This window comes from Bacillus cereus group sp. MYBK245-2, from assembly GCF_051916145.1.
Classification (GTDB): domain Bacteria; phylum Bacillota; class Bacilli; order Bacillales; family Bacillaceae_G; genus Bacillus_A; species Bacillus_A pacificus.
Window position 1 is genome coordinate 14500 of record NZ_JBQAGB010000006.1, and the last position, 26779, is coordinate 41278.

Genomic DNA, 26779 nt, shown 5'->3' on the forward strand with positions numbered 1-26779 from the left:
GATATTCAAGTAATTGAAAATGTATCCGTGCAATTCTTTGCATGAAACATAGGAAGTAAGTGAACCGAATATAATTCAGTAAAATCCTTTGTAAAAGGGGAAATGGCATGGGAAACCCATTAGCAATGGAAGAAATGCTTCATATTATTCATGCAGGGCTTGTTAAAAAGAATAACCCAAAAAGAATTACGATTGCCGGTGCAGGGATTTCTGGATTAGTTGCAGGTTCTTTATTAAAAGAGGCTGGGCATGAAGTAACGATTATAGAAGCAAATAACAGAATAGGTGGCAGGGTGTATACAATTCGGGAACCATTTAGTGTGGGTTTATATTTTAATGCTGGACCGATGAGAATCCCTGATACCCATAAGTTAACCTTAGCGTATATTCATAAATTTAAACTACCTTTAAACCTTTTTATAAATAAAACTTTTGCAGATATCATTTACACGAATAACATTCAAACAAGATTGAATGTGTTTGAAAATGATCCAAGTGTACTTGAATATCCGGTTTTGGATAAGGAAAGAGGAAAAACGGCAGAAGAGCTAATGATTGAAGTATTAGAACCAATACTAAATTACATTAAGAAGGATCCTGATAAAAATTGGCTTATCGTTGAAAAAAAGTATAAAACGTATTCGCTTGGTTCATTTTTAATGGAGTATTATTCAGATGGTGCAATAGATATGATTGGGGTACTTCTTGATATGGAAGCTTATATGGGAATGTCCTTAATTGAAGTATTACGTGAAATGATTTTCTTTACTTCAACAACGAAATATTATGAAATAACTGGTGGAATGGATAAGTTATCGAATGCATTCTTACCACAATTAAGAGAACATATTTTAATGCCGTATAAGGTTGATAAAATCATACAAGAAGATAATAAAGTAATGTTACAAGGAAATCATGAACAAACGTTAGAGCAATTTACAATAACAAGTGATTTTGCTATTATTACAATTCCATTTTCAGCGTTACGATTTGTAGAAGTTCGGCCATATTATTTATTCTCTTATTTTAAAAGAAGAGCAATTCGTGAATTAAATTATATTGCTGCAACGAAAATTGCGATAGAGTTTAAAAGTAGATTTTGGGAGAAAGCGGGACAGTGTGGTGGTAAATCTATTACAGATTTACCTATACGTTTTACATACTATCCGAGCTATGGCATTCATACTCCAGGACCAGCTATCGTTATAGCAAGTTATACGTGGGCAGATGAGGCATTAACATGGGATAGTCTCTCGCAAAGAGATCGTATTCGTTACGCATTAAAAAATTTAGCGGAAATATACGGTGACATCGTCTATAGTGAGTTTGTCACTGGAACCTCTTTTAGCTGGAGTCAAAATCCGTATTCTTGCGGCGCATTTACAGCGTTCGAACCGGGCCAAGAGCTCGAGTTATTTCCGTATATTACACCACCATCTGGGAAAGTACATTTTGCAGGAGAGCATACGACATTAACACATGGATGGATGCAAGGAGCAATAGAGTCTGGAATTAGAGTTGCGTATGAAGTAAACGAACAGTGAAGATATATTTACAAATCACGACTCTTTTAATAAAATAATAAATATAAATCGTAATTATTACGCTTTGAATACGTTTGAAATAAAGAAATGGATGGTCGATCAAATGAATAAAGTAGAAATTCATATATTAGGTGGCTTTTTAGGTAGTGGAAAATCAACGCTATTACAAAATTTATTGTTAGCGGAGAAAAAGAAGAATAGAAAAGTTGCAGTATTGATGAATGAAATTGGTGAATACTCGGTAGATACCGATATTATTGGAAAAGAGAATGTTTTAAGGGAACTTCTGAAAGGATGTATTTGTTGTACGTTAAAAGAAGAGCTTGAAATACAGTTGCATTCGTTATATCAGCAAGAAAGACCAGATGTCATTTATATAGAAACGACAGGTGTTGCGCATCCAATTGAAGTGTTAGATGCATGTGTATCACCAATTTTAGCACCTTTCTTAGAAGTGAAATCCATTGTAGTCGTTTTAGATGCAGTAAGATGGTTAAATCGAAGTGTATTAAGTGCAAACGTTCAGCAATTATTGCATGAGCAACTGAAGTTTGGTAGTCACATTTTAATTAATAAATCAGATTTACTAACAGGTGCGGATAAGAACAAAGTAATAGAAGAAGTGAAAGTGATAAATAATCATGCGAAATTGTTTGAAACAAAATATTGTAATATATCTTTAGAAGACATAGAAGAAGCTGAATTTACGAATAACGCGGAACATGAGACACTACATGTAAAACAGCATTTACATATACAAACGATGACGTATCAATTTACGAAATCGATTGATCAAGATAAATTATACGAATGGCTTTCAAATTTACCAGATAGTATTTATCGCGTAAAAGGTTTTGTGAAATTTCATGGGGACAAATATCCTCACTTATTCCAATACTCGTTCGGAGTACCGACTTTACTGGAACAAGACTTCGGTTTCCCAACGAACTTAGTAGTAATAGGGGAAGGGCTAGATAAGAAGCAATTGGCTGAAGGGTTAGAGGAAGTGGAAAATAATTAAGTGTTTTTTACATAGGCTGCAATAATTGACTTAAGAACTTAAGTTAATTATTGTAGCTTTTTTCATGATTAATACTGCAACGAAACAGTATTTTCAATTGGAAAGTAGAATATATATTGATTGTATGTCCGTTTCCATTAAATAGGAAGGTGATTATAGATTTGTGCCGAATGTAGAGGATACTACAAGAGTTTTCCATTACCTATCTTATAGTTAGTCATGATTACGGACAGGGGACTTTGGCGTGTTTGATTCTATCAGAAAGTAAAATATGGGGAGGATCACAATGTCGATGAAAAAACGTAAATGGCTAAGAATGATGGCTACTGGTTGTGTTTTAGGATCGTTATTCATAACGGCAGCTTGTTCAGGAAAGAAGGCAAGTACAGAAGATGAAAAGACGATTAAAGTAGGGGTTCTTGCTTCATTAACAGGTCCATTAGAATCATATGGAAAACAAACAGTGAACGGATTTGAATTAGGATTAGACTATGCAACCGGTGGAACTGGGAAAGTGGAAGGGAAGAAGATTAAGTTTGTTGTAGAAGATACGGAAACAAAAGCAGAGGTAGCCGTTAAAAAAGCTACGAAGTTATTAGAAGAAGAGAAAGTCGATTTTTTAGTCGGATCGTCTAGCTCAAGTGATACATTAGCAGTTTTACCATTAGCTGAAGAATATGAAAAAATAATGGTCGTAGAACCGGCAGTTGCTGATAGTATTACCGGAAAGAATTGGAATAAGTATGTTTTTAGAACAGGAAGAAGCTCTTCGCAAGATGCAATTGCAGGAGCAGCTGCAATTGCAAAAAAAGATGTAAAGATTGCGACATTTGCCCCGGATAATGCATTTGGCCGTGAAGGGATTGCTGCATTTAAAGCTGGAGCGAAGAAATTAGGTGCAAATATTGTGAACGAGCAATATGCTGATACAAATTCGACTGACTTCACTGCAAATATTCAAAATATCATTAGCTCAAAACCAGATTATTTATTTATTGTTTGGGCAGGGGCAAATTCACCTTGGAAACAGTTGAAAGATATGAATGTGGAAGCGCAAGGTATTAAAATTTCTACTGGTGCACCAGATATTCCGGCATTAAAAACGATGGATGCGTTAGTAGGAATGCAAGGGTTTTCGGTATATTATCATACACTCCCGAAAAATAAGGTGAATGATTGGTTAGTAGAAGAACATAAAAAACGATTTAATGGTGCGGTGCCAGATTTATTTACAGCAGGGGGAATGTCAGCGGCAATTTCTATTGTAGAAGCGTTAAAGAAAACAAAAGGTGATACAGATGTAGATACATTAATTAAGAAAATGGAAGGAATGGAATTTGATACACCGAAAGGAAAGATGAAGTTTAGAGAAAAGGATCACCAAGCGATGCAGACGCTTTATTCTATCACGTTGAAAAAGCAAGATGGTGTTGACTATCCAGTGCCAGTATTAGAGCGAGAATTAACGATGAAAGAAACAGAGCCACCAGTTCAGAATAAATAGACTGAATTTTCTGTTGCTTTTGTATAAAGAGGGGATCCCCTCTTTGTACGTATTTTTTTCATACTGAAAGCTTTAAAGGGGGGATTTCATGACACATTTGCTAGAAACGAAAAATCTTAGTGTATCTTTTGGCGAGCATCATGTTATTAAAGATGTAAATTTAACTGTACAAAAAGGAAAACTCATTTCTATTATCGGGCCAAATGGTGCGGGTAAGACAACATTATTTAATTTACTAAGTGGACAGATTTCACCCACAACAGGTGAAGTGTATTTTAAAGGGCAAGATATTACAAAACTATCGATTTCAGATCGAACACGCTTAGGAATCGGTCGCTCTTTTCAGCTTACAAACATATTCCCAGAATTAACGGTACTTGAAAATGTCCGTTTAAGTGTTCAATCATTCGTACAAGATTACTATAGTTTTTTCCCGAGTCCAGCAAAATTAAAGCAACAAGTTGGAGAGGCGAGACGTTTCTTAAAAACAGTATTACTTCAGGAGAAAGAGAATGTATTAGCAAAAGATTTGGCACATGGAGAGAAAAGAAAGCTAGAACTTGCGATGTTATTAGCTTTAAAAACGGATGTGTTATTACTTGATGAGCCGACGGCAGGTATTTCGGTTGAGGAAGTCCCAGCTATATTACAAGTGATTGAAAATATTAAGAAACATCCAGATAGTACAATTGTACTTATTGAACACAAAATGGATATGGTACTAGGTTTGTCAGACCATCTAATCGTTTTATTTCATGGAGAGTTATTGGCTGAAGGTTTACCCGAAGAAATTATGAAAGATGAGCGTGTACAAAGTGCTTATTTAGGGGGATTATATAGTGGCACTATTACAAGTGAATAATATAGAGACGTATTTAGATCAGTTTCATATTTTACAAGGGGTATCTCTTACTGTTGAGAAAGGAACGATTACTGTACTGTTTGGAAGAAATGGGGCAGGGAAGACTACGACGTTACGTTCGGTTATGGGGTTTCACCATATCGCACATGGTGAAATTTATTATGATCGTACACAAGTAAATGGATTATCTACACATTTAATTTCAAGGAAAGGGATAGGGTATGTACCAGAAAATCAAGGTATTTTTCACGATCTGACAGTAGAAGAAACATTCGCTCTTGCTAGAGGTAAGGGCGAAGAAGCGGAAGAAAAAATAGAATGGATGCTTGAACTATTTCCAGATTTAAAGCAATTTTGGCACAAAAAAAGTGGACTCTTAAGCGGGGGACAAAAGCAAATGTTAGCAATTTCAAGAGCATTTATTAATAGTGATGGTTTATTACTTATTGATGAGCCGAGTAAAGGCTTGTCTCCTATTATGATAGAAAAATTAATGATAGCTATTTTGAAAATGAAGGAGAAAACAACAGTTTTACTCGTTGAACAAAATTTTATGATGGCTAGTCAAATTGGTGATTATTTTTATATTATGGATAACGGAAAAATTGTTCATAACGGTTTTATGCATGAATTAAAAGAGGATAAGGAAATGTGTCACAAATATTTAGGAATCTCTTAACATGAATCCGGGGTGAGAAGGATGGATGTGTTAATCAATTTATTTGTAAATGGGATTTCAACAGGGATGCTCATTTTTTTATTAGCATCAGGTCTTTCACTTATTTTCGGTTTAATGAGTGTTCTAAACTTCGCACATGGTGGTTTATTTGCGTGGGGAGCATTTACAGGTGTTTGGCTATTTAATATGACAGGGAGTTATGTGTTAGCTTTAATTGGAGCAATAGCTATGGGGATGTTTCTTGGCTTCGTTTTAGAAAGATTCCTTATTAGACCGGTGTATGGAAATCATGTTCGCCAGCTTCTTGTGACACTTGGAGGAATGCTTGTACTAAGTGAATGCATTAAAGTATTTTGGGGCCCTAATCCAATTGGTGCAAAATTACCATTATGGCTACAAGGAAGTTTTACATTCGGAGGCGTTATCTTAATTAAATATCGTCTGTTCGTTATTATAATTGGGATTATCATATACATCGCCTTACTATTATTGCTCAAAAAAACAAAGATAGGTCTTATGATACGCGCAGGTGTAATGGATAAAGAGATGGTTCAAGCGCTCGGTATTAACGTAAAAGCGATATTTTCTTTCGTCTTTTTATTAGGAGCAGGGATGGCTGCCTTAGGTGGCTTCTTATTAGCACCATACTCAGGCGTTATTTTCGCTGAGATGGGTATGCAGTATGCGATTTTAGCTTTCATAGTAGTAATCATTGGAGGGCTAGGAAGCGTACAAGGTTCAGCCATCGCTTCTTTAATTGTCGGATTAGCTGGTGCTTTTACAGCGTATTTTATACCGGATTTATCACTTGCAATCAATATGTTAATGTTACTATTTTTCTTAATCGTGAAGCCAAATGGACTTGTTGGTGAAAAGGGGTGAAATGGTGAACAGCACATCAAATCGAATTAAAGTATACTTCGGAGTATGTATGCTCATTTGTTTAAGTGTATTTCCATTCGTAAATGATTCACGGAGCTTGTTAATTTTGTTCACTCAAATCTTCATCTTTGCTATTTTTGCAATGAGTTTTGATGTATTGCTTGGATATACCGGAATTGTATCGTTCGGCCATTGTATGTTCTTTGGAATCGGAGCATATGGCGTAGCACTTTTATTTGATCGACAAGGAGTATCCATAACGAACTTTTTAATAGGGATAGTAGCTGCAATTATCATTTCAGCCATTGTTAGTTATATAATTGGTTTGCTTTCTTTACGGCTGAAAAGTCATTTTTATGCGATGTTAACACTTGCTATTTCACAGTTGTTTTTCGTACTTGCTGAAAAATGGCGTGGGCTCACTCACGGAGGAGATGGTTTTACATTTGGTGTACCAGAAGTATTCCGTGATCGTTTTACGTTTTATTATGTAACACTTATATGTTTACTTATCATTTTTGTTCTGTTACGTCTTTTCACCAAATCTTCTATTGGAAAAGTATTAAAGGCAATTTCACAAAATGAGCAACGTGTTGAAGCACTAGGATATAAAGTTCTTCATTATAAAATTATTGCTAGCATTGTTGCAGGAGTAGTAGCTGCAATTAGCGGTGGTTTATTTGTTATCACTTTACGTTTTGTTAATACAACTGTATTTTCAATTGAAATGACATTAAATGCATTATTGATGACTATGATTGGAGGCGTTGGAACGTTAATAGGAGCCATTGCAGGAGCTGGAATTATTGAATCCCTAAAATATTATTTATCAGAACTAGCTACAGAGTATCCAATCTTTGAACGATGGACGATTATTCTTGGTGTATTGTACATTATCGTATTGCTAGTTTTCCCGAAAGGATTAGTTGGCACGGTTAAGGGACTGAAGAATATGAAACGGAATAAGAAGGAGAAAAGTGCAGAAGTGGAGCAAAATGTGTGAAAAATCAATTGTATAGAATATGAAAATCCCTCTTTTAGATTCGGAAAGGAGGGATTTTTATTGCTGTATGTAAATTTAGTTCGTTTATAGCTATTATATTAATCAAATAGTTCATCAGGGATTTGTTTGAAAGAATTTTGATTCGTAAAGAAATGAACAGCTAATTTCTCAATTGGAACATCTTCAATTGGTACTAATTTATCATTTTTAATTGGTAAAAAGGCTATTCCTTTTCCGTCCTGAATAAACTCTTCTATAAGCGAATAAGAATCTAATTGTTGAAGTTGGCGCTGAGATAAATTATTTTCTTTTAGAAATTGTATCGTCTTATTCCTAAAAGGGCACTTTTTGTCATTACTAACGAAGAAGAGTTCCTTTGAAAATTCAATGGTACACTTTTCTTTCGGTTTTAATAAGCCGATAGAAATTGAAGTGGAAAATACTTTTTTAAACGATATGTCTGGGTAATCCTCATAAGTAATGACCATATCAACTTTTTGTTGCTGCAGTAATTTTTGCAAATGACTACTATTTTCTACATATATTTGATAACTCCTAAAATTTTCTTTAATGCGCTTGCTTACATAATTAGTCAAAATAGATTGTGACGTTGCGATTATATAAGAAGACCCACTCGTTTTAATTTTATCTTTTGCTTCTTCTACTAGCGTTAATATTTGATTTGTGTAGTCTAATAAAATGTCACCAGAAGGTAATAAAGAAACGCCTTTGTTATCTCTATGTAGTAAAGGAGTTTCTAACTCTTGTTCTAATTTTTTAATTCGCTCAGTTATGTTCGGTTGAACATACCCTAACTCTTTCGCAGCTTTACTAATAGAGCCTTCGCTAGCCACAGTTTTGAATATAATAAGATCATTTATTTCCATTTATCACAGCCCCTTATACGATATCATTATAAATGATACCAAACATAATTTATACCTATTTTACGTTAGTCAATCATCGGTTTATCATTGTGTATATAAGATGGAAAGTGAGTGATAAACATGATTGGAATGCAATATAAGGTCATTTTGCCGAAAGATTATGATATGGAGATTATTAAGAAAAGGGTAAAGGATAATGGGTATAAAACGGATGGTTTTCAAGACCTGAATTTTAAAGCTTATTTAATTACTGAGGCAGATAAGGACGGAAATTTCTATAACTGTTATGCACCTTTATATATTTGGAATGGTCATGAAGGAATGAACAAATTTATCTTTGAAGGGTATTACGATAATATTTTACAATCTTTTGGATGGCAACAAATAAATATAGGTGTTCCATTAGTTGTTAATGTAAAGGGTGATTTTAAGAAATGTAGATATGTTGTGGAATATGAAGGAAGTATTTCTCCAAGTGAATCATTGAGTGGGATTCAATCTATCATTGTGGATCAAAAGGTAGAAAATTGTTTAGGAAATGTAATAGTATATAATCCAGATAAATGGGGATATAGCCAGTTTAATTTTTATGAAGAGAAGCCTGATATTACAGCGAATAAAGGTGTTACAGTATATGAGATTTTGCACATTTCACGATGAAAACTTGTTGAAGTTAAATTAAGAAAAAGGAATGACAATGTATGCCCTTTGTGAACGTTTATTATCATGAAAATAAATTAAATAAAGAAGAAATTAAAAAGATAGGTGAATGTATTCATCTTTCATTAATTGAACATTTTAACATCCCTGAAAATGATTTCTTTCAAATGTTTTTACCCTATCAACAAAATCACTTTTTATATAATCCATATTATTTATTAGAAAGAGGAGAAAAGAGAACAGAGAATATGATGTATGTTTCTATCACATGTGGACCGGGAAGAACGATAAAACAGAAAAGTGATCTATATCAGTCGATATCCTCGAAGGTTTCTGAATGTTCTAGTATAAAAAGTGCAAATATTTTTATTACGGTAAATGAGACATCTGCAGAAAATTGGTCATTTGGTCAAGGAATGGCACAATTGGTAAAAGTGAAGGGGGAGTGAAATGATGAATGAATCCATTGAATATTGTATTCAAGAGAAAATGAGAGAAATGGCACCTGTATTTGCACATTATAGTGAAGAGATACTGTTCGGGGAAGTGTGGCGAGATGACACTTTAACATTACGAGAAAGAAGTTTATGTACTGTGTCAGCACTAATCAGTCTTGGTAATACAGAACAATTACCATTTCATCTGAAGCTAGCTAAACAAAATGCGATTATGGAGAATGAGTTGGTTGCATTAATAACACATATGGCTTTTTATGTTGGTTGGCCCAAAGCAGCGGGAACTTTACATATAGTAATGAATGAAATGGAAAGTTAAGAATAACGATAAGAAAGAATTCGTTTAAACATGAATTCTTTCTTATCGTTATGTATGCAATACTTTAATGAGATATTTTTCACGGTTTCTCTTGCTTTTTTATCACTTGCGTAGTAAAGTGATAGTAAGATTCACGATAGGAAGTGATCAAACATGCGTGATAATACAATAGGATCATTAATATGGTTACGTTTAATACGATTTACGAACCAAAGTAATCAGATGTCAAATGAGTTTTTAAAACGCTTTGATTTAACGACTGCTCAATTTGATGTGCTTTTGCAAATACGTACGTATCAACCACTAACACAAATGGAGTTAGCTGAAAAGGTAACTGTTACACAAGGCGGTATTTCTCGAATGTTAACACGTCTTGAAAAAGAAGGATATATTGTACGAAAACAAGATTGGAAAACGAAAACAATTAGTCTGACAGAGCAAGGGGAAGCGGCCTTAGAGAGAGCACTGCCAGAGCAGCTTGCATTTCAATCATCGTTTTTTGATGATGTATTAAATGAAGAAGAGCAGAAAATGTTATACGAGCTAATGACGAAAGTTCATAAGCATAGTGAAAAAAAAGAATTACCGCAAGAGTAATTTTTTTTACACTATCAATTGACTAATCAAGTGATGGTGTAAGCAATAGGGAAAAACATTTGACTTACAAATGTTTTTAAAAGAGAAAATAATAACACCTCATCAAAGGAGAGAGCAATGATGGAAAAATACCGTATGAATACAAGTAAAGGAATGGAGTTTGGATTATATTCAATTGGGGATCATGTTTTAAATCCACATAACGGAGAGAAAATTAGTGCTGAACAAAGAATTCATGAATTAATTAAAACAGCAAAGTTAGCGGATGAAGCTGGACTTGATGTATTTGCTGTCGGTGAAAGTCATCAAACGCACTTTACAACGCAAGCTCATACAGTTATTTTAGGAGCGATTGCGCAAGCTACGAAAAATATAAAAATTGCAAGTTCAGCAACGATAATAAGTACATCTGATCCGGTACGAGTATACGAGGACTTTGCTACACTTGATTTGATTTCTAATGGACGTGCAGAAATTGTGGCTGGTCGTGGGTCTCGTATTGGGGGATATAGTTTACTTGGTTATGATGTGAATGATTATGAAGAGTTATTTGAAGAGAAGATGGATCTTTTATTAAAAATTAATAAAGAGGAACATGTAACATGGAATGGACAGTTCAGGGCACCGCTTGCGCATGCATCGGTTATTCCAAGAGCTAAAAATAATAACTTACCAATTTGGCGTGCAGTTGGTGGCCCACCAGCTAGTGCGATTAAAGCAGGACGTGCAGGTGTACCAATGATGATAACAACACTAGGTGGCCCAGCTATTAACTTTAAAGGATCAGTAGATGCTTACCGTGAGGCGGCTGCGCAAAGTGGATTTAATCCAGCGAGTTTGCCAGTTGCAACAACGAGTTTATTTTACACAGCAAAAAATTCACAAGATGCACTTAGTGAATACTATCCTCACATTAATGCTGGTATGCTTACGCTACGCGGTGGTGGGTATCCGAAACAACAATTTACAAATGCAATAGATTACCGTGACGCGTTAATGGTTGGTAGCCCGCAACAAATTATCGAAAAAATGCTTTACCAATATGAATTGTTTGGGCAACAACGTTTTATGGCAGAAATTGATTTTGGTGGTGTACCATTTGATAAAATTGAGAAAAACATCGAATTAATTGCTACTGAAATTTTACCGGCTATTAGAAAACATACAGCAAAATAACTTAAAAAATACCGAGAGTCTAATCGATTCTCGGTATTTTTTTATGTATGAATTTAGTTTAGAAAAATGACAATAAAATGAATTTTTAGTCTAGAAAGAGGGAGTGTATTTTCTATTTTTGAATAACATTGTTTCGTGTTTGAATTTTAGAAATACATTTTTCTCTTGACAAAAAAATAACGAATTTATCCATTGGTTAATAGGACATTTTTTCGTAGAAAAGTCAAGTGTATAAAGAGAAAAACGATTATTTTATTGATGCAAAGATAAGTCTCATATTAAAAAAACACATTTTATCGATGAGGAAAATATAATTCAAAAAAATACCAAAAGACATATTTCAGACAAAATGATGTCAATAATACGTCAAAAATCAGCTGAATTTACTATGCAGGTATATTATACAATTCGATTAACGAATAAAACACTACAGAAATAGTGAAAAGGTAAAAAATAGCATTACAATAGTTTGAAAAACTGAAACTTCATATTTTTCGACAATACATACAAAATGTTTTTGTCTTTTCGTATTTCTTAATAATTGAGTTTGATAAGATTGCTCAATTAACTTTTATTATAAAAACTATGAAGGAAGTGATTGTAGTATGGAAACGCTCGAATTGGCACGAATACAATTCGCATCAACAACGATTTTCCATTACTTTTTTGTTCCGCTGTCTATTGGTTTAGCTTTTATCATTGCGTTAATGCAAACGTTATATGTGGTAAAGGGACAAGAAATTTATAAGAAGATGACAAAGTTTTGGACGCAAATATTCCTTGTTAACTTTGCAGTAGGTGTAGTAACTGGTATTCTACAAGAATTCCAGTTTGGCATGAACTGGTCAACCTATTCACGTTTCGTAGGCGATGTGTTTGGTCCATCACTTGCGATTGAAGGTTTATTAGCATTTTTCATTGAGTCTACATTTTTAGGTTTATGGGTATTCGGTGAGGATAAATTACCGAAGCGCATTCATCTTTTATGTATTTGGCTCCTTTCAATTGGAACAATGTTATCAGCATTTTGGATTTTAACTGCAAGTGCATTTATGCAATCGCCAGTAGGATATGAAATGGCAGCAGATGGACGTGCACAAATGAATGATTTCTTAGCAATTATTCAAAATCCACAATTATGGGTACAATTCCCGCATACCATTACAGCGGCAATTGCAACCGGTGCATTCTTTATTGCCGGTGTGAGTGCATGGAAAATAACGAAAGCACAAGAAACTGAAGTGTTTAAAAAATCATTCCGCATTTCTATCATTGTTGGAACACTTACAACCGCGCTAGTATTATTCTTCGGTCATGCGCAAGCACAACAATTAATTAAGACACACCCAATGAAAATGGCAGCAGCTGAAGCGTTATGGAATACGAGCGAAGATCCAGCGCCATTTACAGTATTTGCGAAAATTGATGCGGAGAAGAAAGAAAATTCGTTTGAAATTCAAATCCCGTATATGCTAAGTCTATTATCATATGATAAATTTAGCGGCCAAGTAGAAGGGATGAATCAAATTCAAAAGCAATATGAAGAAAAATATGGGCCTGGAGATTATATTCCACCAGTACACACGATGTTCTGGAGCTTTAGAGCGATGGTAATGAGTGGAACATTTATGCTTCTTCTAGGAGCGTACGGATGGTTCTTATCAAGAAAAGATCGTTTAGCTGAAAAAACTTGGTATTTAAAATTAATGGTGTATGCAATTTCACTACCGTTTATCGGTAATACAGTAGGATGGATTATGACTGAAATGGGACGTCAACCTTGGGTAGTTTTCGGTGTTATGAAAACGGAAGATGCTGTCTCTCCAAATGTTACGTTCGGAGAAGTGCTATTCTCTTTAGTTTCGTTCACATCATTATATTTAATTATAGGTGGAATTACAGTTTACTTATTCGTTCGTATTATTAAAGGACATGAGAATAAGAAAGCGAAACAGGATTCTCAAAGCCATGATCCATTTGATAAGGAGGATGAGTATGTTATCTCTTAATGAGTTGTGGTTTATTATTATTGCAGTTTTATTCGTTGGCTTCTTTGTACTTGAAGGTTTCGATTTCGGTGTAGGTATAGTTTCAAGGTTTTTGGGGGAAAACGATTTAGAGAAAAGAATATATTTAAATACAATTGGTCCATTTTGGCACGCGAATGAAGTATGGCTTGTTTGTGCAGGTGGCGCTATGTTTGCGGCATTCCCGCATTGGTATGCAACTTTATTTAGTGGGTTTTACATTCCGTTTGTATTTATGCTTCTTGCTTTAATTATTAGAGGTGTTTCCTTTAAATTCCGTGCGAAAATAGATAATCATAAATGGAAAGGCTTTTGGGATTGGGGTATGTTTTTAGGAAGTTTACTACCGCCTATCCTTTGGGGAGTTGCCATTGCTAACTTTATGGTAGGTATTCCAATTGATGAGACGAAAAATGCTGTAGGTGGATTCTTACAATTACTTCATCCATTTGCATTACTTGGAGGAGTTATGTTCCTTCTGTTATGTATTGTTCATGGATTGCAATTCCTTACTATACGTACAACAGGTAAGTTAAGAGAACGTGCACGTATTGCCGCGTTGAAAATTGCACCACTCGCAATTATAGCACTTCTTATTTTTGCCGGTGTAGGATTATGGAAAACAGATATTTTCACTGGTCATGGTACAGAGTGGATTATGGTTCCAATCGGAGCTTTTGTAGCGTTATGTGCGTCAACATTATTAAATAAAAGAAGAAGAGATGGTTGGGCTTTCTTTATGACAAGTTTAACAATCATTTTACTAAGTGCGAGTGTGTTTGCTGGCATGTTCCCACGTGTCTTAATTAGCTCGTTAGGGTCAATATACGATTTGACAATTTATAATGCAGCATCGGGAGATTATGCACTAAAACTGATGACGTATTTTTCAATTGCTATATTGCCATTTGTTTTGGGAAGTCAAATATGGAGTTTCTATGTGTTTAGACAACCTGTTAAGTCAGATAAAGATTTGGAGTACTAATGAAAAGAAAAAGAGGACTTCCGTCGTATCCTGGTAGCCGAGTTTTATATGTAGTGTTAACAATCATTAGCATGTTAGAAGCTTTTAGTATTATTGCACAAACGGTGTTTTTAGCGCGAGCTATTACGTTTTTATTTCAGGGAGAAGCAGTGCAATCTGTGTTAAATGAAACAGTTTATTTCGGAATCACGTTTGCAGTACGTCACTTGCTAGTTCGAATGTCACAAATATTAGTGGAACGTTTCGCTGAAAAAACAGGATCGCTACTGAGAAAACAATTAATAGAGGCGTATTTCACATTAGGTCCACGATATGTTCAAACTGTTGGAACAGGTCATCTGGTTACCTTATCGATAGAGGGTATTGAGAAATTTAAAACATATATTGAATTAACAATTCCTAAAATGATTAGAAGTAGTATCGTACCAGGACTAATTGTACTATATGTTTTTACACTAGATATTGAGTCTGGAATCATTTTAGTTGTAACGATTCCTATCGTAATTATTTTTATGATCCTACTAGGATTAGCAGCGCAGAAAATGGCGGATAGTCAGTATGAGACATATCGTGTACTTTCTAATCATTTTGTAGATACGTTAAAAGGGTTAGAAACATTAAAGTATTTAGGTAAAAGTGAACAGCACGAAGGAAAGATTGAAAAAGTAAGTAAAAGATATAGAAAAGCAACGATGCGTACTTTGCGAGTTGCTTTTCTTTCTTCTTTTGCATTAGATTTCTTTACGAGTTTATCAATCGCATTTGTGGCAGTCGGATTAGGGATACGTTTAATAGACGGGACGATTGTCCTATTGCCGGCCCTTACGATTTTAATTTTAGCTCCGGAATACTTCTTACCGATTAAACAAGTTGGAGCGAATTATCATGCTACATTAGATGGACAATTGGCAATGGAGCAAATAGAAGAGATTTTACAGCAACAAAAAGAAATAGGAAAGAAAGAATCTAATGTAGACTTAATATGGAATTCAACTAGTAGCTTGAAATTACATGATGTAAAAGTAAATAGTAATGAATCTGAAAAAGCTATATTAGAGGGAATGGACTTTACTTGGAAAGGCACTGGCGCCATAGGTGTAATTGGTGAAAGTGGGGCAGGGAAATCAACGTTAATCGACGTATTAGCAGGATTTTTAACTCCTTCAGCTGGAAAGATGATTGTAAATGGTGTGGAAATTGATGGATCTACTCGTGAAGAGTGGCAAAAGAATATTGCTTATATTCCACAGCAACCTTATATTTTTCCGCTTTCATTAAAAGATAACATTTGTTTCTATGAAACAAATACAACTGATGAAGAAGTGGAAAGAGTTATGAATGAAGTCGGTCTTCGTTCACTTGTTACATCGCTTCCAAATGGAATGTATGAAAGAATTGGAGAAGGTGGGCGTATGCTGAGTGGCGGACAAGAACAACGTGTCGCAATGGCGCGAGCCCTTTTAAGCAAAAAGCCAATTATTTTATTAGACGAGCCTACGGCACATCTTGATATTGAAACTGAATTTGAAATAAAGCAAGCGATGTTACGTCTGTTTGAAGGTAAGTTAGTATTTCTTGCAACACATCGTCTTCACTGGATGAAACAAATGGATCATATTCTTATTTTAAATAAAGGGAAAATGATAGAAAGTGGAACGTATGAAGAACTTGTAAAGAATGAGGCATTACATGTTCACAGGAAAGAGAGGGGATAGAGATGAGTAACTGGATTAAACCGTATATACAGCAAAATAAAGGTAGAATGACTGTAACTATTTTCCTTGGTCTTCTTGGAGTTAGTTCAGGTGCGATGCTACTTTTCATTTCAGGTTATTTAATCTCTAAATCTGCTCTTAGACCAGAAAATGTAATGGCTGTATATGTTCCTATCGTTGCAACACGTGCGTTTAGTATAGGACAAGCGGTATTTCATTATGTAGAGCGTTTAGTTGGACACGATGTTGTATTACGCATATTAGAAAAGATGAGAACGAAACTATATGGGATAGTAGAACCACAGGCGTTATTTTTCCGTTCACGATTTCAAACGGGCGATATGTTAGGCGTATTATCTGAAGATATAGAGCATTTACAAAACCTATATTTACGTACAATATTTCCTAGCATATTAGCATTAGTTGTATATAGCATATTCGTACTTGTTATCGGTACATTTGACGTAGTGTTTGCACTTATTGCAGGGGGTATGCTAGCTATTATCGTTTTTCTGCTTCCATTTGTATCGTTACTTTTAATGAAGCGACATCATGTTACTTTAAAACAAGGAAGAAATCGTTTGTATCAACAACTAACAGATGCTGTTTTTGGATTATCTGATTGGCAAGCAAGTGGTAGAAAAGATGAATTCATTGATAAGTATGTAGAGCGAAATGATCAGTTGTTAAAAACGGAAAAAAGAATGAAGCGTTGGAATCATATTCGGGACAGTATTATTCAATTAGTAGTGGGTATTGTAGTTATTTCAATGATTATATGGACTGGAAATGAGGCTGCGAGTGAACAGATTGCTCCTACCGTTATTGCGGCTTTCGTCTTAATGACGTTATCTGTCACAAACGCGTTAATTCCTCTGTCAGATGCTATCGATCGAATTCCATCATATGTAGAATCTGCCCATCGTCTCAATCAAGTAGAAGGTAATGGTGTTTTACAGGATGAAAAGGAATTACATGTAGATAAAGATTATATTGCATCTAAACATATAGACATTGAATTAAATCATGTATCGTATAGTTACCCACATAGTAATGAAATGATATTGAAAGACGTATCATTACAAATAAAAGCAGGAAAGAAAATTGCCATTTTAGGAAGAAGCGGAACCGGAAAATCTACTTTGTTAAAATTGTTAACAGGTGCGCTAAGCCCGTTACATGGTGAAGTTTTATTGAATAGTGAACATGCTCACACGAATCTTTTATCAAAATATATTTCTGTATTGAATCAAAAGCCGCATTTATTCGATACGACAATTGGAAATAATGTGCGAATCGGCAAACCAGAGGCAACAGATGAAGAGATATGGAAAGCTTTAGAGAAAGCACAATTAGCTTCTCATATTGTTTCTCTTCCAGATGGATTACAAACAAAAATGCATGAGATGGGAAAAAGATTTTCTGGTGGGGAAAGACAACGGGTTGCTTTTGCAAGAACGCTAATGCAAGAAGCACCAATCATTGTACTAGATGAACCTACAATCGGCTTAGATCCAAAGACAGAATTATCTTTAATAGAAACGATGTTTTCTGCAACGGAAGAAAAGACAGTAATTTGGATTACGCACCATCTTGTAGGAATGGAGCATGTTGATGAAGTAATATTCCTTGATCGTGGTCAAATTGTGATGCAAGGTAGTCATGAACAACTTCTGAAAGAAAATGAGAAGTATCGTATGCTTTATGAGTTAGACAAAGGAATATAATTTTATCCGACTTTAATGGGCAGTAAGACCCCCACCTTAAAATGCAGTGAAAGCAAAGAAGTTAGGTGGGGGATCAACTGCCCATAAAAGTCCGATTGGTTCAACTAATAATCAGTGGGGGATGAAGAACCCCCCCACTGATTAAAGCTTCACTTTATTAAGTATGTAATGGAAAAATAGCTACGCCTAATGGTGGAGCTATTTTTTGTTTTGAAATAAATATTCTATTCTTTTTTTGATGGATGGCAAATGTATATGATCGTTACGAATGAAAAATGAATTTCATATTATACATATAATGGAGGGGATATACGTGAAGGAGCAGTATAAAATTATTGTTTTAAGTGATGAATTATCAAAGGAGAAGATTCAAAATACATTAGACAAAAATAAATGTAAAACAATCGTTCATCTTGTAGACGTGTCAGCTATTGTTCAAATAGAAAATTCTTTTCAATATATAGTCATTTGGAGAATGGATGCAGAAAAAATTACAAATGAATTGATAAATAGGGGCGTGCAAAGTACAAAAATTATTAATTTAACAAAATACATGTATGAATGGAGGAATAAATTAATTTCTATCTATCAAATAAATCCGGATCTTATGTCTTTATACATTTCTATGAAAAAAGCAAAGGGTGATCCGACGTATGAATTATTTGCGACGGGCTTATCTTATCCGCATTGTGGCATAAGTACGGAGCTCCTCTCAAAAAAGTCAATAAAACTAACACTTCCATCGCAAGATTTATACTATGATTATTTAATAGCATCACAACTTCTATCAAACAATCATTCCTTTCAATATTGTTTAATAGGAATAGCTTATTTCTCGTTTTATTTCGACATGTCGTTATCATCTGAATCATATAGAATTCACAAAGTATATTATCCATTGTTTCAGGACGGTCATCATACTGTCGTTCATTCTCATCTACCCACTGATGGGTTCTCACACCTAGATACGCCGAAACCGCTTTTTTCTATTTTTAACATGCATTTTGAGTATATTTTATTAGATGAACTAAAAGATGAATCATTGATACTGCCCTGGATACACGCTGAATGGAATACCACTCCTCCTCACATTCCTTTTGAAGAACACGGGAAAATAAGAGCAGCTTCACATGCTAAATTGTCATATCCTCATACTTTAGTTGAAAATAAAACGATTTTCAAAAAATATTTAGAACTATTGTTAAAACATGATATAAAACCACTAATTGTTGTATTTCCTGTTACTTCACATTATTTCAATTGTAGTAGTAAGAAATTAAAAGAAGATTTTTATAACGTTATAAAAGATTTTCAATCTCAATATTCTTTTCAAATTATAGATTTATTTGATTCGCCATTATTTTGCGATGATGATTTTTATGATAGTGATCATATGAATAAAAAAGGTGCAAATAAAATGTCCGTGTTATTAAATATGTTTATTCAGGAACGAAAAGTATGATATTTCGTTTCATGTCTGCATAAAAGTATATAGGCTCCATTCGTTTACAATAATGTGATTTTTGTGTCGCGTATATAAATAATATGCGAAGAGGTGAGAGAGTAAAATGAGAACTCGTATTGAAAGAAATGAAGAGGTGGTAGATCAACTTCCGTTGGTAAGTGTATTAATTCCTACATATAATCGTCCACGCTACTTTGAAGAGGCGTTATGTAGTGTGTTGGAACAAACGTACCCTAATATAGAAATTATAGTTGGAGATGATAGTACGAATGATGAAACAGAAAAGGTGTTACAAAAATACTTATGTGATCATTCAAATATTACTTATATAAAAAACAGGTCAACTCTCGGGCAGTTTGAAAATGCTCTAATGTTATTTAATGAAGCGAGCGGTGAGTATATAAATTTTTTAATGGACGATGATATCTTTCATGTGGATAAAATTGAAAAAATGATGAAGTATTTTTTCAATGATCTAGCTAATGAAATTAAGCTTGTAACATCCCATCGTCAAGTAATTGATGAAAAAGGGAAAGAACTACGACATATTTATTCAACTGTCCGTTTATTTAAAGAGGATACGATTATAGAGGGAACAGAATTAGCAAATAGGGTAATTGTCGATCAAAAAAATTATATTGGAGAACCGACAACAGTTTTATTTCGTAAAAATGATTTACAAGAACCGTATGGGATTTTTGATAAGAGGAGGTATCTTTGTAACGTAGATATAGCTTCATGGTTATCTTTATTAAGTAAAGGAAAAGCAGTATATATAGCAGAGACACTGAGTTACTTTCGATTACATCCAGATCAACAGTTAAATGAATCTAATAAAATGATGGATGGATTAGAAGATTTTTCACATAGTATTTTAGTAGGAGAAAAATATGGTTTCTTATCTAACGAAACAGAGTTAGATAAAGCGATAACTAATTTTCTAGATTATGCAAGAAGGATAGTTCCACCATCAATATTATATACATTAGACTATTATCAAAAAATTAAAGAAAAGAAAATAAACATAGAAAAGAAAAAACAACATATAAATAATAATTCGCCTTTACCGAAAGTAAGTATACTTATTCCTGCGTACAATAGGCCGTATTACTTGGAATTGGCGCTTAACAGCGCTCTGAATCAAACATATGAAAATATTGAAATTATTATTTCTGACGACAGTACAAATAATGAAGTCAATGCTATGATTCAACCGTATTTACGTGAATATGAGTGTATTACATATGTTAAAAATGAAACTCCGTTAGTTGCTGAAAACTTTAATAAGTGTATAGAACTTGCGAACGGGGATTATATAAACTTTTTATTAGATGATGACTTATTTCATCATGAAAAGATCGAGAGAATGATGAAATACTTTTTGAAGTTAGAAAATATTTCATTTGTGACGTCTTATCGTGAACTGATTGATGAGAACGGTGAGATATTACCACCTTCAACTTTGAATATGAAAATTGCGAAAGAAACTACACTTTTTGAAGGAAAAGAATTAGGGAATTACATATTGAAAAATTTAAAAAATATAGTGGGTGAGCCGACAACTGTTCTGTTTAATCGGAACTTGTTTGAAGGGAAGTTTGGGTATTTTAAAGGGAAGGCTTATTCTGCTATTAATGACATTGCAACTTGGTTAGATATGATGAGGAAAGGGAAAGTAGTTTATATAAAAGAGCCTCTTAGTTATTTTAGACAACATAGTGGACAAAATCAAAAACAAATGCATTTTATTTTAATGACAATTGAAGAGTGGATTGAATTAATTATAGATGCATATAATAGTGGGTTTTTAAGTTCTGAGAGGGATTATAAGGAGAGCCTATCTTATTGTTTAGAAAATGCGGGATTTATAGTTAAGGATGCAGTAAAAAATGGAGAACTAGATCAAATTTATAATGAAAAGATTAAAAAAGGATTAAACAAGCTAGTTGCTCATATGTTTGAGAAAGAACCTTGTTATTGTCAATATTGCAATCAACAATTTGAAAAATTTTTACCTTGGCCAGCAGATTATGATTTTCCGAAATATAAATTTGAGATGTGGAATAAAGATACAGGGATATGTCCAGTTTGTAGTTCAATGGATCGTGAAAGATTGTATCGTGCGTACATTGAAACGGAAACGGACTTGTTAAGTAGAAAATATACTATGCTTCATATTGCACCTGAAGCGAATTTAAGGGATTGGTTTAACGAGTATAAAAATATTACGTATGTATGTGGGGATATAGAACCAAAGGATCCATTAATGAAGGAAATTGATGTTACAAGTATTACATATGATAGTAATACGTTTGATGTAATTTTGTGTAGCCATGTATTAGAACACGTTCTTGACGATGATAAAGCAATGCGAGAGTTATATAGGGTTTTAAAACCAAATGGATGGGGAATTATTCAAGTACCAATCGTAATGAATGTAGATTCTATTATAGAGAATAAATTAATTGTAACACCACAATTGAGAAAATTAGCTTTTGGTCAAGAAGATCATGTGAGAATTTATAATCAATCGGGATTCATTCAACGATTAACGAATGCAGGATTTAAGGTGGAATTATATAACATAGCTGAAAGACAAGGAATGAAAAGTGCGAGGAAATTTGGATTATCTGAAACAGATATGCTCTATATTGTCCGAAAATGATAGGAAGGAATAAATAGATATGGAGAATATTCCTTTTTTACGTGCTTCAACTGTACCAGTAATTGAGTATTTAGATGAATTGAAGGAAATTGATGCATCGCACATATATACGAATTATGGACCTATAAATCAACGTTTTGAACAAACAATTATGTCGGGATTTTTTCAGAACAGGGGAGCTGTTACAACAGTAGCAAACGCAACGTTAGGGTTAATGGCGGCCATTCAACTTAAGAAAAGAAAAAAAGGAAAGTATGCCCTCATGCCTAGTTTTACATTCCCTGCAACTCCATTAGCGGCTATTTGGTGTGGGTTGGAACCTTATTTTATTGATATTTCAATAGATGATTGGTATATGGATAAAACAGTACTCTGGGATAAGATTGAAGAATTAAAAGAAGAGGTTGCGATTGTTGTCCCGTACGCAACTTTTGGCTCATGGATGAACTTAGAAGAATATGAAGAATTAGAGAAAAAAGGTGTTCCGGTTGTCGTAGATGCGGCACCGGGATTTGGATTAATGAATGGAGGGATGCATTACGGTCAAGATTTTAGTGGAATGATCATATATAGCTTTCATGCAACAAAGCCTTTCGGAATTGGTGAAGGAGGGCTCATATATAGTAAAAATGAAGAAGATATACAACGTATTAAAAGAATGGGGAATTTCGGATTTGATACAAATCGTGAATGTACGATGATGGGGTTTAATTGTAAAATGTCTGAATACGCAGCCGCGATTGGGATTGCAACTATGAAAAAATGGGATGACAAATTAAAAGAACGCACCCGTATTTCTGAATGGTATAAACAATTGTTACAAAGTAATGGGTTAATGAAAAAAGGGTGGCAACTCCAAAAGACAGAAGCAGTTATTCAGCAATTTATGCCTATTCTTTGTCCGGAAGAAGTTCGCAACAAACAAGTAATAGAAGAACTGAAAAAACAGAAAATAGAAGCTAGATTATACTTTTCGCCCTCTTGCCACCAACAAGTTCTTTTTAGAAACTATAAGTCTACAGATTTAACAAGAACGAATAAAATAGCAAAACGAATAGTAAGTTTGCCTTTATGGGAAGGAATGACGAAAGAAATAGTAGAACAAATTGTAATCTGTTTAGGACAGAAGGGTGGTGTCGGCAGATGAATAGTTTTTATAGTCAAGAAGAGCTAAAGAAAATTGGATTTTTATCTGTTGGGAAAAATGTATTGATTAGTAAAAAAGCAAGTATATATAATCCAGGTGTTATATTAGTTGGTAATCATGTAAGAATTGATGATTTTTGCATTTTAAGTGGCAAAATCACAATTGGAAGTTATTCGCATATATCAGCGTATACAGCGTTATATGGAGGGGAAGTTGGAATTGAAATGCATGACTTTGCAAATATCTCAGCTAAAACCTTAGTATATGCAGTACTAGATGATTTCAGTGGGAATACATTAATGGGGCCAACCGTCCCGAATCAATATAGGAATGTGAAAACAGAAAAAGTTATTTTAAAAAAACATGCGATTATTGGTGCTAATTCTATTCTTTTTCCAAATGTAACTATAGGAGAAGGCACGGCAGTAGGTGCGATGAGTATGGTGAAAAAGAGTTTAGAAGATTGGTATATTTATGCTGGAGTTCCCGTAAGAAAAATAAAACCTCGTCAAAGAAAGATGTTAGAGTTAGAAATTGATTTTTTAAAAAACATTCATTCTTAACAAAAAGAAGGAATGTTTTTATTTTTATAGTGCAGCAGAGTGTGTATATAAACGTATTATGTTTTAAATTTTGCTGACCAAGGCAATACTGAGCCATAGTGAATGTAAAGTTGGAGGGCGAGCGTATATGTTTGATGAGGATGGGATTGTTTTAATTATGGAACCGGCTGATGAAAGAAATTTGAGGAGATTTATTTTTTCAGTACCAAAGTCAGTGTATGAAAAGAAGGGGCTTACATTACACTATGGAACAGCTATAGGACAAGGATATACGGATATAATTGAAGATATTATTAGCGTACATATAGAAGTAGATGTTGTAACGGTAATCGGGCATGTAAGAGGGTAAATAGCTATTTGAAAAAAGGTTATAAGTAATGTAGCTAGAAGTTAGGATAGAGAAACTTACAGACAATTATAAAGACGAAGGGAGCCTAAAATGAAAGTAAAATCAATTTTATTAGTATTTATAGTTACAATTGGTTTGATGGGATGTTCACTCGTTGAACAAGGAAAGAACTCCATAGATTATGCTCAAAAAGCGACAGATTATGTAAATGAAATAAGTGCATTTGCAAATGATGCACCAGCATTAGCTGAAAAGGCTGTTAATGATAGTGAAGCTCGAAAAGAATTAGAAGCGAAGCTTAGTGAAATTAAACAAGATATACCCGTTTTTAATGAATTAACACCGCCTGATGTAGCAAAGGATCTTCATCAGCAAATCGTCGGATATAACGAAAAGTTAAATATGTTAATTGATACGGCGATGACAAAGATAGAAGAAGGGAAAGTGAATGTAGAAGAGTTTAAAAACTCTGAGCTTATGCAGACGGTAGATCAAGTTCGAGATTTGAAAGATAAGGTGCAAAATTTAGGTCAATAGTAAAAGGCTCCGTTTATCACAAACGGAGCCTTTTACTATTGGATACAATAAACGATTACACCAACGATAATAATCATGTTGCCGATGAGTTTACGTTTCGTTATTTTTTCCCCTAGGAAATACCAACCAAAAATTAATATGATGATATAACTTAAGGATTCTAATGCTGATGCTTGTTTTAATGCCATTCCCTTCATGGCGATAACATTTAATCCAGCGTTAATTACAAATAAAGAGTAGCCAATAATAACATAAGGATTCACATATTCTTTTATTCTAGAATCGTATTGTTGCAAAGTAGCTTTTTTTAATAATATTTGTGAGTAATTAGCTAAAATTATCCCGAAAATAAATAATAACATATAACTATTCATCTTTTGTCACCACCACAATTCCGACGATAATAATAGCTGCACCAAGTAAATGATTCCACTGAATCGTATCTCCAAATAGAAATACTGACCAAAGCATTGACCATAGTATAATAATCCCGCGATGTGAATATGCTTTTGATATTTCGAAATGTTTAATTACTTGTTGCCATAAAATTGCATATCCAAATAAAAGTATAACTAGTCCGAAATAAGCAATAAAAAATGAGATGGAAGCAATGGGAAATTTAGCCGCCCATTTCATGTAAACCATAATGATAGAATATATCAAAAAAGCTACATGTAAAAATAAGTAATTTTTAATAGTTGGTTTCATTTATTCACTCTCTTTTGCATATAAATATATATTTATACCTAATTTTTCTAATGATAGATATTGAAACGTATTTAGTTTAATCTTTCACATTCCAAATTATATAGTAACATGGCTTTTATTGTAAAACAATAAAAGCCATGTATTCATTTTTTCCAAGATTCTATAATATGTATCGTTTTATTTGTTGCATCCAACTCTACTTGAACACCAATAGGTATGGTAATCATTGGATGTGTATGGCAACAATCGAAGTCTGCTAGAAAAGGAATTCTTTGATTTTGAAGTACTTCTAATAGTATTTCAAAAGGTTTTCGATTTGTACCACAATGATCAAATTGCTCATGTTTTCCAAGAATGATACCTGAAATTTTATCGAATACACCGTTAATTTTAAGGAATGAAAAGCTTCTTTCAATAGTAGCTGAATCTTTTGAACTGTCCTCAATAAAGAGAATGTCACCCTCTTGAATATGTGGCATATAAGGGCTACCCCAAATTCCTTGAATCGTGTTTAAATTCCCGCCAATAATACGTCCAGTAGCTTTTCCGTCAATTACTGAAATCCAATCGTTTGGTCGAAGTTCTTTCTCCTTCGTCTTTTCTTCCCAATTAATAAATTCATCTGACCAAAATAATGGTTGTTTTATATGATAAGGAAGAGAATGATCATGTAGTAAAGTTTCGGCAAAATATTTGTATGTGCAATCAACAAAAGGTTCAAATTCGCCAAAAGAAGGGACGAGAGCTGGTCCATAAAATGTAGGGATTCCTGTTTTGGTGTAAATTCCTAGTAATAAAGCAGTTGCATCTGAATACCCAATCATTATTTTAGGGTTATTTAGAAAAGCATCATAATCAATATAAGGTAATAAGGAATTTGAATTCATGCCACCAATTGTTGACATGATACAAGAAACATTAGGATTTCTTATTAAAGCATTTAGTTCCTCAGCACGCTCTTGTATACTACCCGAACGATAATAATCATATCGACCTGTTAGTGAACCTTCTAATATATGAAATCCTTTCTGTTGTAAGTAAGATTTCGCTCGTTCAAATCTTTTAGGAGAAGTGTAGGTTACTGGAGAAGAAGGTGAGTAAATCCCAATTGTGTCTCCGTATTTTAATGATTTTGGAAGTGGCATTTGTATGAATCCTTTCTATTAATAGTTTTATTCATAAGGATTTATCATTGAATATTCTTATATTTCAGTATTGTTATTGTAACATACATGCATTGAAATAATAATTACTGTAGATGAATAAATATGCTTTTTACCTTGACGATATAAAGGGAAAGTT

25 protein-coding genes and 1 pseudogene are annotated in these 26779 nt (G+C 33.8%); 22 read left to right on the forward strand and 4 right to left on the reverse strand.

Annotated elements, in window-relative coordinates; all coding sequences use genetic code 11:
• Window positions 1-107 precede the first annotated feature (107 nt).
• From ACTFRN_RS12105 to ACTFRN_RS12135, 7 genes are all read left to right on the forward strand, one after another.
• Window positions 108-1544, forward strand: a complete 1437-nt coding sequence (locus ACTFRN_RS12105) for a flavin monoamine oxidase family protein (protein ID WP_088106645.1) — start codon at window positions 108-110, stop codon at window positions 1542-1544.
• A 103-nt stretch (window positions 1545-1647) separates the two neighbouring features.
• On the forward strand, window positions 1648-2565 hold the full coding sequence (locus ACTFRN_RS12110; RefSeq protein WP_049110644.1) for a CobW family GTP-binding protein: 918 nt from the start codon (window positions 1648-1650) through the stop codon (window positions 2563-2565).
• Window positions 2566-2851: 286 nt separating this feature from the next.
• Window positions 2852-4069 (forward strand): substrate-binding domain-containing protein, encoded by a 1218-nt coding sequence (locus ACTFRN_RS12115; RefSeq protein ID WP_000062013.1) that lies wholly within the window; start codon window positions 2852-2854, stop codon window positions 4067-4069.
• Between the two features lie 88 nt (window positions 4070-4157).
• Window positions 4158-4931 (forward strand): ABC transporter ATP-binding protein, encoded by a 774-nt coding sequence (locus ACTFRN_RS12120; RefSeq protein WP_049110645.1) that lies wholly within the window; start codon window positions 4158-4160, stop codon window positions 4929-4931.
• On the forward strand, window positions 4909-5610 hold the full coding sequence (locus tag ACTFRN_RS12125; RefSeq protein ID WP_001196704.1) for a branched-chain amino acid ABC transporter ATP-binding protein: 702 nt from the start codon (window positions 4909-4911) through the stop codon (window positions 5608-5610). The genes ACTFRN_RS12120 and ACTFRN_RS12125 overlap by 23 nt, the downstream gene beginning before the upstream one ends.
• A 21-nt stretch (window positions 5611-5631) precedes the next feature.
• Window positions 5632-6492, forward strand: coding sequence for a branched-chain amino acid ABC transporter permease (locus tag ACTFRN_RS12130; RefSeq protein WP_000382799.1), 861 nt, complete (start codon window positions 5632-5634; stop codon window positions 6490-6492).
• A gap of 49 nt (window positions 6493-6541) precedes the next feature.
• Window positions 6542-7495, forward strand: coding sequence for a branched-chain amino acid ABC transporter permease (locus ACTFRN_RS12135; protein ID WP_049110655.1), 954 nt, complete (start codon window positions 6542-6544; stop codon window positions 7493-7495).
• 98 nt (window positions 7496-7593) lie between these two features.
• On the opposite strand, the gene ACTFRN_RS12140 is transcribed toward ACTFRN_RS12135, so the two are convergent.
• Window positions 7594-8382 carry a LysR family transcriptional regulator gene (locus tag ACTFRN_RS12140; protein ID WP_049110646.1) on the reverse strand — a complete coding sequence of 263 codons (789 nt, stop codon included), beginning with the start codon at window positions 8380-8382 and terminating at the stop codon, window positions 7594-7596.
• 120 nt (window positions 8383-8502) lie between these two features.
• Between ACTFRN_RS12140 and ACTFRN_RS12145 the strand changes: the two genes are divergently transcribed.
• The 15 genes and pseudogenes from ACTFRN_RS12145 to ACTFRN_RS12215 all read left to right on the forward strand — a co-directional run bounded on the left by ACTFRN_RS12145 (window position 8503) and on the right by ACTFRN_RS12215 (window position 24769).
• Window positions 8503-9042 carry a DUF4865 family protein gene (locus ACTFRN_RS12145; RefSeq protein ID WP_074568291.1) on the forward strand — a complete coding sequence of 180 codons (540 nt, stop codon included), beginning with the start codon at window positions 8503-8505 and terminating at the stop codon, window positions 9040-9042.
• 41 nt (window positions 9043-9083) lie between these two features.
• Window positions 9084-9491 (forward strand): tautomerase family protein, encoded by a 408-nt coding sequence (locus ACTFRN_RS12150; RefSeq protein WP_014893828.1) that lies wholly within the window; start codon window positions 9084-9086, stop codon window positions 9489-9491.
• A 1-nt stretch (window position 9492) separates the two neighbouring features.
• Complete coding sequence (locus ACTFRN_RS12155; RefSeq protein ID WP_074615116.1) at window positions 9493-9816, forward strand: carboxymuconolactone decarboxylase family protein; 324 nt, start codon at window positions 9493-9495, stop codon at window positions 9814-9816.
• A 153-nt stretch (window positions 9817-9969) separates the two neighbouring features.
• A complete protein-coding gene (locus tag ACTFRN_RS12160) occupies window positions 9970-10413 on the forward strand; it encodes a MarR family winged helix-turn-helix transcriptional regulator (protein ID WP_001205526.1) in 444 nt (147 codons plus the stop codon).
• Window positions 10414-10533: 120 nt separating this feature from the next.
• The gene (locus tag ACTFRN_RS12165; RefSeq protein ID WP_000417590.1) at window positions 10534-11589 is read left to right on the forward strand and encodes an LLM class flavin-dependent oxidoreductase; all 1056 of its coding nucleotides are present in this window, start codon (window positions 10534-10536) and stop codon (window positions 11587-11589) included.
• Between the two features lie 605 nt (window positions 11590-12194).
• On the forward strand, window positions 12195-13598 hold the full coding sequence (gene cydA / locus ACTFRN_RS12170; RefSeq protein WP_000448882.1) for a cytochrome ubiquinol oxidase subunit I: 1404 nt from the start codon (window positions 12195-12197) through the stop codon (window positions 13596-13598).
• Window positions 13585-14601 carry a cytochrome d ubiquinol oxidase subunit II gene (gene cydB, locus ACTFRN_RS12175; RefSeq protein WP_000950072.1) on the forward strand — a complete coding sequence of 339 codons (1017 nt, stop codon included), beginning with the start codon at window positions 13585-13587 and terminating at the stop codon, window positions 14599-14601. Before cydA ends, cydB begins: the two co-directional genes overlap by 14 nt.
• Window positions 14601-16316: a thiol reductant ABC exporter subunit CydD gene (gene cydD, locus ACTFRN_RS12180; protein WP_000824087.1), complete on the forward strand. Its 1716-nt coding sequence runs from the start codon at window positions 14601-14603 to the stop codon at window positions 16314-16316. Before cydB ends, cydD begins: the two co-directional genes overlap by 1 nt.
• Window positions 16317-16318: 2 nt before the next feature.
• Window positions 16319-18043: a thiol reductant ABC exporter subunit CydC gene (gene cydC / locus ACTFRN_RS12185; protein ID WP_000073482.1), complete on the forward strand. Its 1725-nt coding sequence runs from the start codon at window positions 16319-16321 to the stop codon at window positions 18041-18043.
• A 313-nt stretch (window positions 18044-18356) separates the two neighbouring features.
• Window positions 18357-19505, forward strand: a complete 1149-nt coding sequence (locus ACTFRN_RS12190; RefSeq protein ID WP_014893827.1) for a hypothetical protein — start codon at window positions 18357-18359, stop codon at window positions 19503-19505.
• 106 nt (window positions 19506-19611) lie between these two features.
• The gene (locus ACTFRN_RS12195) at window positions 19612-22173 is read left to right on the forward strand and encodes a glycosyltransferase (RefSeq protein WP_001260400.1); all 2562 of its coding nucleotides are present in this window, start codon (window positions 19612-19614) and stop codon (window positions 22171-22173) included.
• Between the two features lie 19 nt (window positions 22174-22192).
• A pseudogene (locus ACTFRN_RS12200) lies at window positions 22193-23324 on the forward strand (aminotransferase class I/II-fold pyridoxal phosphate-dependent enzyme).
• Window positions 23317-23883 carry an acyltransferase gene (locus ACTFRN_RS12205; RefSeq protein WP_001084174.1) on the forward strand — a complete coding sequence of 189 codons (567 nt, stop codon included), beginning with the start codon at window positions 23317-23319 and terminating at the stop codon, window positions 23881-23883. Before ACTFRN_RS12200 ends, ACTFRN_RS12205 begins: the two are co-directional and overlap by 8 nt.
• A gap of 127 nt (window positions 23884-24010) precedes the next feature.
• Complete coding sequence (locus ACTFRN_RS12210; RefSeq protein WP_000459104.1) at window positions 24011-24232, forward strand: hypothetical protein; 222 nt, start codon at window positions 24011-24013, stop codon at window positions 24230-24232.
• Window positions 24233-24322: 90 nt separating this feature from the next.
• On the forward strand, window positions 24323-24769 hold the full coding sequence (locus ACTFRN_RS12215; RefSeq protein WP_014893825.1) for a DUF6376 family protein: 447 nt from the start codon (window positions 24323-24325) through the stop codon (window positions 24767-24769).
• A 35-nt stretch (window positions 24770-24804) separates the two neighbouring features.
• Here the strand turns inward: ACTFRN_RS12215 and ACTFRN_RS12220 are convergent, their stop codons facing one another.
• From ACTFRN_RS12220 to ACTFRN_RS12230, 3 genes are all read right to left on the reverse strand, one after another.
• On the reverse strand, window positions 24805-25143 hold the full coding sequence (locus tag ACTFRN_RS12220) for an EamA family transporter (protein ID WP_001089868.1): 339 nt from the start codon (window positions 25141-25143) through the stop codon (window positions 24805-24807).
• Window positions 25136-25477 (reverse strand): EamA family transporter, encoded by a 342-nt coding sequence (locus ACTFRN_RS12225; protein WP_000805122.1) that lies wholly within the window; start codon window positions 25475-25477, stop codon window positions 25136-25138. The genes ACTFRN_RS12220 and ACTFRN_RS12225 overlap by 8 nt, the downstream gene beginning before the upstream one ends.
• Before the next feature lie 143 nt (window positions 25478-25620).
• The gene (locus tag ACTFRN_RS12230) at window positions 25621-26622 is read right to left on the reverse strand and encodes a S66 family peptidase (protein ID WP_001130818.1); all 1002 of its coding nucleotides are present in this window, start codon (window positions 26620-26622) and stop codon (window positions 25621-25623) included.
• Window positions 26623-26779: the final 157 nt, after the last annotated feature.